The 5,147-nt window shown below is 70.0% G+C and carries 5 protein-coding genes and 2 pseudogenes; all 7 read left to right on the top strand.

The window, feature by feature from the left end:
• The first annotated feature begins 90 nt into the window (after positions 1-90).
• The 7 genes and pseudogenes from AB0E67_RS36050 to AB0E67_RS36020 all read left to right on the top strand — a co-directional run bounded on the left by AB0E67_RS36050 (position 91) and on the right by AB0E67_RS36020 (position 4,832).
• A complete protein-coding gene (locus AB0E67_RS36050; RefSeq protein WP_362035030.1) occupies positions 91-1,386 on the top strand; it encodes a phosphodiester glycosidase family protein in 1,296 nt (431 codons plus the stop codon).
• Positions 1,383-1,775: a PIG-L family deacetylase gene (locus AB0E67_RS36045; protein ID WP_362035028.1), complete on the top strand. Its 393-nt coding sequence runs from the start codon at positions 1,383-1,385 to the stop codon at positions 1,773-1,775. The genes AB0E67_RS36050 and AB0E67_RS36045 overlap by 4 nt, the downstream gene beginning before the upstream one ends.
• A gap of 122 nt (positions 1,776-1,897) precedes the next feature.
• A complete protein-coding gene (locus AB0E67_RS36040; RefSeq protein WP_362035026.1) occupies positions 1,898-2,104 on the top strand; it encodes a hypothetical protein in 207 nt (68 codons plus the stop codon).
• Positions 2,080-2,258, top strand: a pseudogene (locus AB0E67_RS36035) (transposase); the annotation flags it as partial. The gene AB0E67_RS36040 and the pseudogene AB0E67_RS36035, both read left to right, overlap by 25 nt.
• A gap of 100 nt (positions 2,259-2,358) precedes the next feature.
• A complete protein-coding gene (locus AB0E67_RS36030; protein WP_362035032.1) occupies positions 2,359-2,580 on the top strand; it encodes an NUDIX domain-containing protein in 222 nt (73 codons plus the stop codon).
• A gap of 19 nt (positions 2,581-2,599) precedes the next feature.
• Positions 2,600-3,064 (top strand): cobalamin B12-binding domain-containing protein, encoded by a 465-nt coding sequence (locus AB0E67_RS36025; protein WP_362035024.1) that lies wholly within the window; start codon positions 2,600-2,602, stop codon positions 3,062-3,064.
• Positions 3,061-4,832 (top strand): annotated as a pseudogene (locus tag AB0E67_RS36020) (biotin carboxylase N-terminal domain-containing protein). Before AB0E67_RS36025 ends, AB0E67_RS36020 begins: the two are co-directional and overlap by 4 nt.
• Positions 4,833-5,147: the final 315 nt, after the last annotated feature.

Raw genomic sequence — 5,147 nt, 5'->3', positions numbered from 1 at the left:
ACGGCAGCGGCATGAAAGCCACACCCGGCTCCCCTGGGTGCCACAACCCTACGAATGGCTGGGGCGATCCCAGAAGAAAGGTAGAGCGGCATGAGCATCCCCTTCGCCTCGGTCGCCGACCGCCACGACCGCGCCGCGCTCGCCGAGCTGCGCGCCCGCGGCATCCACGCGGACGACATCCAGTCCCTCGCCCGTGACCAGAGCCCGTTCGCCCGGCCCACCCGGTCCTGGGTCCGGCACCTCGCCCGAGGTATCGACCTCACCGCCCGGCCGATCGACCTCGGCGAGGGCTGCTTCACCAACGCCTACACCCTCGGCGTCGACCTCGACCGGGCCCACTGCCGCCCCGTCTCCTCGCCAGCCGGCTACCACCTGCGCGGCCTCGTCGGCGGCAGCACGGTCGCCGCGGTCAGCGGCGCTTTCTCCTTCATCTCCGACGACCCCGGCTACCAGCCCGCCGAACCCTGCCTCGACCTCGCCATCCGCAACGGCCGCACCGCCAGCCTGCCGACCGCCGACAAGCCCGCCTTCCTTCTCCACCACGGCCGCCCGACGGTACGCGCCCTGGCCGCCACCGGCACGCTCACCGTCGCCGGCCACCCGCACACCTGGACCGGCTCCAAGCACCACCTCCCGGCCCGGCCCGGCGAGTTCACCGTGTTCGGCGCGGCAAACTGCCGCATCCGTTACCGCGACGATCCCCGAACGGGGTTTCGCCGGGACGTGGACCCGGCCACCAACACCACCCCCCGTCGCCCCGACGCGCTCGACTGCACCATCACCAGCACCGCCGCCGGACTGCGAATCGCCGCCCTGCACCCCGGCGGCGGCGCCGACCTGTTCACCGGCGCCTTCGTCCTGCGCGCACACCGCCCCTGGCCCACCCACCTCATCCTCGACGCCCCGGTCCACGTCACCACCCTAGACACCCTCGACACCGCAGACATCGACGGCGCCCTCTCGCTCGGCCCCACCGCCGCCGACGCCGCCGACGGCCGCACCGACGCCTGGGACCAGAGCCTGGGCACCTCCCCCTTCCGCCCTCACGCCCGCTACGCCCGCACCCTGCTCACCGTGAACGACCGCCGACTCACCCTGCTCGTCCTCGACGGGGCACCCCTGACCCGCACCTTCCAGGGCGCCACCGCCCAAGAAGCCGCCGACCTGTGCGCAAAAGCCGGCCTCGACCCGGACCGGGTGTTCCACCTCGACGGCGGCCAGACCTCCAAGATCGCCTACACCAACGGCCACCAAGCCGACGCCGTCGGCAGCCTCCACTACCTGCGATGGCCCCGGCACCCGCACCAGCCGCTCCGCTGGCACGGCCTCGACGGCCGCCGGCTGCGCAGCGCCCTGGAGATCACCACTACCGAGGAGACCCGTTGAACCCGACCGCCCGATCCGTCCTCGTCGTAGTCGCACATCCCGACGACGCCGAACTCGCGATGGGCATGCAAATGCTCGCCCACGCCCGTGCCGGCGACCGGGTCCGCGTCCACTGCCTGACCACCGGACACCCCGGGGACAGCGACGCCCGCCGCTCCGAGTGCCTGGCTGCCGCGAAGATCCTCGGCGTCACCGGCTACACCTTCTCCGCCATCCCCGACACCCGCTTCGTCGAACACCGCGGCCGCATCAACGCCGCCCTGTTCACCGCCTTCGCCAAGGACCGCCCCGACATCGTCTACACGCACTTCCCCGACGACCAGCACTCGACCACGCCATCACCGGCGAGGAGACCACCACCGTCGCCCTGCGCGAAGCCAACGACCTGATCTACTTCCGCTCCCCTTACAGCCGCAACTTCGAACCTAACCAGTTCTTCACCGGCACTCCCGACCTCCTCGCCGCGAAGGAGGCCGCCCTGCGCTGCTTCATCTCCCAACAGCAGCTTGACATGGACGTCTTCCGTACCCTGACCGCGATCGCCTACCGCCAGCACATGCACCACCGCGTCGTCGAACGCCTCCCCGACGGCACCCACGGCGCCGAAATGTTCCGAACCGCCCGTCAGATCATCCATGCCACGACCAGCCCCCGCGGCTGCCACTGCACAAGACGCCGTAACAGCGGTGCTCGGTCGGCGACGAAACAGCGGACGTGAAGAAAGGCCCGGACACCGCCGATGTTCAGCGTCAGCACAGGATCGAGAACTCCCGAATCGCGGTCTATCTCGTCTACGGGGGCACGCGGCGGTGGACCGGGAGTTGCACATCCCGCGCTCCTGGACGGGCGATCCGGACCGCTGCCGGGCGGCACACCGTACCGGTGGATGTGCACCTGCTCGCCGTCCGTGACGGAGATCGGGGCCCCGAAGTGCTGCTGTCCCGGCGGGCCGGCGACGTGTAGGCGAGCGGTCTGTGGCACGCGCCGTCGGGACATGTGGAGCTCGAGACCGTCGTCGACGCCGTTGTACGCGAAACGCTGGAGGAGACCGGTCTCGTCGTGGATGCGGCGGACGTGCGGCCCACGGTCCCGACACACGAACCTGCCAGTTTCTGGGCCTCGCGCCGCCATCTACTCGGCACTACACACGCCCACGGCCCGGTCGGCTGGCTCGCCCCCGTGCTCCCCCAGTGAGACACCAGAACGGAGAGACATGAACACCATCCACGAGGCGAGGCGCCACGCCGCCCCTACACCTGCGCCGCGCTGCCGCGTGGTGATCGCCAAGCCCGGCCTCGACGGACACGACCGCGGCGCCAAGGTAATCGCCCGTGCGCTGCGCGACGCCGGCTATGAAGTGATCTACACCGGCCTGCACCAGACGCCGGAGCAGATCGTCGCTACAGTCATCGCGGAGGACGCGCCGATCATCGGCCTCTCCATTCTTTCGGGCGCCCACCTGACAATCGTGCAGCGGGTAATCGAACTGCTGGCGCGGGAGGACGCTGCCGACGTCCGCCTCATGGTCGGCGGCATCCTCCCCGACGCCGACGTGAGCGAGCTGAAGGCTCTCGGCGTCGATGCGGTGTTCACCCCCGGCGCGGACATCCGCAGCATCGTCGACACCACTGACCGGCTCAGTACGCCCCTGACGAAGGTGATGGAGTCGGCATGCTGACCAAGGTGCTCATCGCCAACCGTGGCGAAATCGCGGTCCGCGTGGCCCGGGCTTGCCGGGACGCCGGGATCGCGAGCGTGGCCGTCTACGCCGACCCAGACCGGACGCCCTGCATGTACGCGCCGCAGATGAGGCATTCGCCCTGGGCGGCGACACCCCGGCCACCAGCTACCTGGACATCGACAAGATCCTCAAGGCCGCCAAGGAATCCGACGCTGACGCCATCCACCCCGGCTACGGCTTCCTCTCGGAGAACGTCGACTTCGCCCAGGCCGTCCTCGACGCCGGCCTGATCTGGATCGGCCCGCCCCAGCACGCCATCCGAGACCTCGGTGACAAGATCGCCGCCCGTCACATCGCGCAGCGCGCCGGCGCCCCGCTGGTGGCCGGCACCCCAGCCCCGGTGAGCGACGCAGAGGAGGTCGTCGCCTTCGCGAAGCAGCACGGCCTGCCCATCGCCATCAAGGCCGCCTTCGGCGGAGGCGGCCGCGGCCTGAAGGTCGCCCGCACCCTGGACGAGGTGCCCGAGCTGTACGATTCCGCAGTACGCGAGGCAGTGGCCGCCTTCGGCCGCGGCGAGTGCTTCGTCGAGCGCTACCTCGACCGCCCCCGCCACGTCGAAACCCAGTGCCTGGCCGACACCCACGGCAACGTCGTCGTCGTCTCCACCCGCGACTGCTCCCTGCAGCGCCGCCACCAAAAGCTCGTCGAGGAGGCCCCCGCCCCCTTCCTGACCGAGGCGCAGACCGCCGAGATGTACCGCGCATCCAAAGCCATCATGAAGGAGGCCGGCTACGTCGGCGCCGGCACCGTGGAGTTCCTCATCGGCCAGGACGGCACCATCTCCTTCCTGGAGGTCAACACTCGCCTGCAGGTCGAGCACCCAGTCACCGAGGAGGTCGCCGGCTTCGACCTGGTCCGCGAGATGTTCCGCATCGCCGACGGCGAGGAACTCGGCTACGACGACCCGCCGCTGCGCGGCCACTCCCTTGAGTTCCGCATCAACGGCGAGGATCCCGGACGCAACTTCCTGCCCGCCCCCGGCACCGTCACCCGCTTCCAGGCGCCCTCCGGCCCGGGCGTGCGCCTGGACGCCGGCGTCGAGTCCGGCTCCGTCATCGGCCCGGCCTGGGACTCCCTGCTCGCCAAGCTCATCGTCACCGGCCGCACCCGCACCGAGGCCCTGCAGCGCGCCGCCCGCGCCCTGAACGAGTTCACCGTCGAGGGCATGGCCACCGCCCTCCCGTTCCACCGCAAAGTGGTCACCGACCCCGCCTTCGCTCCCGAACTGAGCGGCAGCACCAACCCGTTCACGGTCCACACCCGCTGGATCGAGACCGAGTTCGTAAACGAGATCAATCCTTTCGTCGCCGCCGTGGATGGGGAGACCGAGGAGGAGGCGAGCCGCGAGACGGTCCTCGTCGAGGTCGGCGGCAAACGTCTGGAGGTGTCCCTCCCGGCCTCGCTTGGCATGTCCCTGGCCCACCTCGGCCTGGCCGCCAATGCGAAGCCCAAGCGCCGCGCCGCGAAGAAGTCCGGCCCGGTGGCCTCGGGCGACACCCTCGCCTCCCCAATGCAGGGCACCATCGTGAAGATCGCAGTGGAAGAGGGGCAGGAGGTCAAGGAGGGCGACCTGGTCGTCGTCCTGGAGGCCATGAAGATGGAACAGCCCCTCAACGCCCACAAGTCCGGCACCATCAAGGGCCTGAGCGTGGAGGTCGGCGCGTCGGTGACGTCCGGCGCGGGGATCTGCGAGATCAAGGGCTGAGTCCGGAAGCAAAGGAAAGAAGCCGAGACCGTCATGTGTGCCGGTCGCCGACTTGGTCTCAGGGGCTCGTCGGCTCCCGGTCCTCTCCCGAAACTGCGAATCCCCAGAAACCGGCCCCTGCATGGTCTCCGAACTCAGGCTCCGACCGGTTCCCGCGTGGTGCAGGACGAGGCCGACCGACAGCAGCCGCCTCTCAGGGCGCCGTGTCATGAGGCTGGCCAGTTACTGAGTTTGAACTCGTGATGTCATAGGGGCTGACGGGCTGTGGTCTCCTGCGGTATCACCGGGGCGTGAGGTATCCACAGGGTGGCGGGC

It is taken from the genome of Streptomyces sp. NPDC032161 (assembly GCF_040636995.1).
GTDB lineage: Bacteria > Actinomycetota > Actinomycetes > Streptomycetales > Streptomycetaceae > Streptomyces.
The sequence above is the reverse complement of the archived record's forward strand: the minus strand, read 5'-3'. Positions and strand labels throughout refer to the sequence as shown.

Bases quoted from the DNA above. Each gene is read 5' to 3' on its own strand.
- AB0E67_RS36050 (WP_362035030.1), top strand. From the start codon at position 91: ATGAGCATCCCCTTCGCCTCGGTCGCCGACCGCCACGACCGCGCCGCG.
- AB0E67_RS36040 (WP_362035026.1), top strand. From the start codon at position 1,898: ATGGACGTCTTCCGTACCCTGACCGCGATCGCCTACCGCCAGCACATG.
- AB0E67_RS36025 (WP_362035024.1), top strand. From the start codon at position 2,600: ATGAACACCATCCACGAGGCGAGGCGCCACGCCGCCCCTACACCTGCG.